This window comes from Rhizobium sp. CF122, assembly GCF_000282035.1.
Lineage (GTDB): Bacteria > Pseudomonadota > Alphaproteobacteria > Rhizobiales > Rhizobiaceae > Rhizobium.
Genome location: NZ_AKKA01000094.1, coordinates 1 through 3,389, shown reverse-complemented (window position 1 = coordinate 3,389; position 3,389 = coordinate 1). Strand labels below are relative to the sequence as shown.

Here is a 3,389-nt window from a genome sequence, read left to right as displayed (position 1 = left end):
TCGAGTTCGCCGCGTGCTTCCAGATACCAGTCGACAAAAGCCTTCACGCCGACATCCAGTGTCGTCTCCGGCTTGTAGCCGGTCAGAGCCACCAGCAAATCGGGGCTGGCGAAGGTGCGCGGCACGTCACCCTTTTGCATTGGCAGCATCTTGCGTTTCGCCGATTGGCCAAGTGCCTTTTCGACGGTTTCGACGAAGGTCATCAGGTTTTCGGGCTGACCGCCCCCGATGTTGACGATGCGGAACGGAGCCTGACGCGAAAGCGTCTCGACACGTTCGTCGGCCACGCGGTTGGCTTCCGACGGAGCCACCGACGATAGCCGGACGACCGCCTCCACGAGGTCATCGATATAGGTGAAGTCGCGGCTCATCCGGCCTTCGCCGTAGATCTCGATCGGCTGGTCCTCCAGCATGTTCTTGACGAACTTGAAGAGCGCCATATCGGGACGTCCCCAGGGGCCGTAGACGGTGAAGAACCGGAAGGCGGTCGTCGGGACCTTGTGGAGATGGGCATAGCTGTGCGCCATCAGTTCCATCGATTTCTTCGTCGCCGCGTAAAAGGTCAGCGGCTCGTCCGCCCGGTCTGTCTCGCGGAACGGAATGGACGGGTTGGCACCATAGATCGATGAGGTTGAAGCCAGCATGAGATGGTTGACCCCGACATCCTTGGCGATCTCGAGGATGTTCCAAGAGCCTTCCAGGTTCGATGTCAGATAGGCCCTCGGGTTTTCGAGGCTGTAGCGTACGCCGGCTTGCGCTGCGAGATGCACCATCACATCGGGCGTTGCGCTCGCCACGGCCTCTTCCAGGGCCTTGCGATCTTCCAGCATGGCCGTCACCGGGCGGAAGGCCGGAAACTGCGCCAGCGCCGCGTTGCGCATGTGCTTGAGCTTGATGTTGTAGTAATGCGTCATGCCGTCGAAACCGACGACCTCGTGGCCATCCTGCAGCAAGCGGCGGGCAAGATGAAAGCCGATAAAGCCCGCAGTGCCGGTGATGAAATAGCGCATCTCTACTTCTTCTCGTTCTTCTTTCCGATGGCGAAATAGCTAAAGCCGTGCTTGGTGACTTCGGCGACAGGATAGATGTTGCGCAGATCAACAATCGTCGGGGTCTTCACCAGCGATTTCATCCGCTTGAGGTCGAGCGCCCGGAACTCGTCCCATTCCGTGACGATGACGATGGCATCCGCGCCTTCGGCAATCTCGTAGGGGTCAGTGCCGTAGGTGATCGGGCCGATGACCTCTTTTGCCATCTCCATGCCTTCCGGATCATAGGCGTGAACGTTAGCGCCGCCGTCCAGCAAGGCCTGGATGATGGTAATCGACGGCGCGTCGCGCATGTCGTCGGTGTTCGGCTTGAAGGTCAGGCCGAGGATGGCGATCTTCTTGCCGCGAACATTGCCGTCGCAAGCGGCGATGACCTTGCGGCCCATGGCACGCTTGCGGTTGTCGTTGATCGCGACAGTGGTTTCGATGAGGCGAACCGGGCTGTCATAATCCTGCGCGGTCTTGACCAGCGCCAGCGTGTCCTTGGGGAAGCACGAGCCGCCATATCCGGGGCCTGCATGCAGGAATTTATCGCCGATGCGCTTGTCCATGCCGATGCCCTTGGCGACCTTCTGCACGTCGGCGCCGATCTGCTCGCAGAGATCGGCGATCTCATTGATGAAAGTGATCTTCATGGCCAGGAAGGCATTGGCGGCGTATTTGATCAGCTCGGAGGTGCGGCGTTCGCAGAAGTAAAGCGGTGCCTCGTTGAGATAGAGCGGGCGATAGACTTCGCGCATGATCTCGACGGCGCGCGGCTCCTCGGTGCCGATGACGATGCGGTCGGGGCGCTTGAAGTCGGTGATTGCGGCACCCTCGCGCAGGAATTCCGGATTCGACACCACGCAGATGTCCTTCTGCGGGAATTCCTCGCGGAAGATGCGCTCGATCTCATCGCCGGTGCCGACAGGAACCGTCGACTTGGTGACGACGACGGTAAATCCGGACACCGCAGCCGCAATCTCGCGGGCGGCCGCATACACATAGCTAAGGTCGGCGTGACCATCGCCACGGCGCGACGGCGTGCCGACGGCGATGAAGACGACGTCCGCGTTCGCAACCGATGTCGCCAGCTCTTTCGAAAAATCCAGGCGACCGGCGTTGCGGTTATGTTCGATGATATTATCGAGACCGGGTTCGAAAATCGGAACCTTGCCGGCTTCCAGGGCATCAATCTTTGCTGCGGACTTGTCGACACAGGTGACATGATGGCCGAAATCGGCGAGGCAGGCACCGGAAACAAGGCCGACATAGCCCGAGCCAATCATCACAATACGCATGGGTTCATTCCCTGAGACAGCGATCGCGGCCCGGCCGATTGGCGGGACCGCGATGGTGTTACAGGGGGAAGTTTATAAGTTCAAGACAGCAGTGATCAGCTGCGGCCGAACTCGTCGACGATGCGGATGATATCGTCCTCTCCGAGATAGGATCCGGTTTGGACTTCGATCAGCTCGAGCATGATCTTGCCGGGATTGGCGAGGCGATGGACTTCACCAAGCGGAATGTAGACGGATTCGTTTTCCCTGAGCATCTGCACGTTCTCGCCGATCGTCACCTCGGCCGTACCTTTGACGACGACCCAATGCTCGGAACGGTGATGGTGCTTCTGCAGCGACAGTTTCTTGCCCGGTGTGACGAAGATGCGTTTGACTTGGAAGCGGTCGCCGTTCAGCACCGATGTATAGCCGCCCCAAGGCCGGTAAGAGGTCGGATGCGTCTCGGTGAGCTGTGATGTCGATGGGGCGGCAGCGAGCATCTTCACGAGATTTCCGACATCCTGGCTGTCCTGCAGTCGTCCGACATAAACAGCGTCCTCGCTGGCGATAACCGCGATGTCGTCCATTCCCTGGACGGCGAGATGCACGCCATGGGTCATGATGAGTGAGTTCTTCGTGTTGACGACCGTCGTGTTGCCGGCTGCGACATTGCCGTACGCGTCGCGGCGGCCACTCTTCCAGACAGAATCCCAGCTGCCGAGATCGGACCACTTGAAGGGCGAGGGGACAACGGCCGCGTTGCTCGTCTTTTCCATGATGGCGTAGTCGATCGAGATATCAGGGCTTGTGGCGAACGCCGCCTTGTCGAGGCGTGTGAAATCAAGATCTGTCTTTGCGTTCGCAACAGCTTCTCCGGCGGCCTTGATCGTCTCCGGGGCGTGGGTGCGCAGCTCGTCGAGCAGACACGAAACCGAGAACATGAACATACCGGAGTTCCAATAGAAGCCGCCTGCGGCGAGCATCTCTTCCGCGTTGGCGAGCGGCGGCTTTTCGATGAAGCGCGCCACAACCCGTGCGCCGGTCGCCAACGTTTCTCCGCCCTCGATATAGCCGTAGCCGG

Annotated in this window: 3 protein-coding genes; all 3 read right to left on the bottom strand. The window is 59.8% G+C overall.

Annotated features, from left to right (window positions below):
- On the bottom strand, positions 1-1,010 hold a 1,010-nt coding region (locus PMI09_RS23960), incomplete at its 3' end, for an NAD-dependent epimerase (RefSeq protein ID WP_007800548.1).
- 2 nt (positions 1,011-1,012) lie between these two features.
- Complete coding sequence (locus PMI09_RS23955) at positions 1,013-2,329, bottom strand: UDP-glucose dehydrogenase family protein (protein WP_007800546.1); 1,317 nt, start codon at positions 2,327-2,329, stop codon at positions 1,013-1,015.
- A 95-nt stretch (positions 2,330-2,424) separates the two neighbouring features.
- Positions 2,425-3,389, bottom strand: a 965-nt coding sequence (locus tag PMI09_RS23950; RefSeq protein WP_007800544.1) for a mannose-1-phosphate guanylyltransferase/mannose-6-phosphate isomerase, incomplete at its 5' end; no start/stop codon positions are given.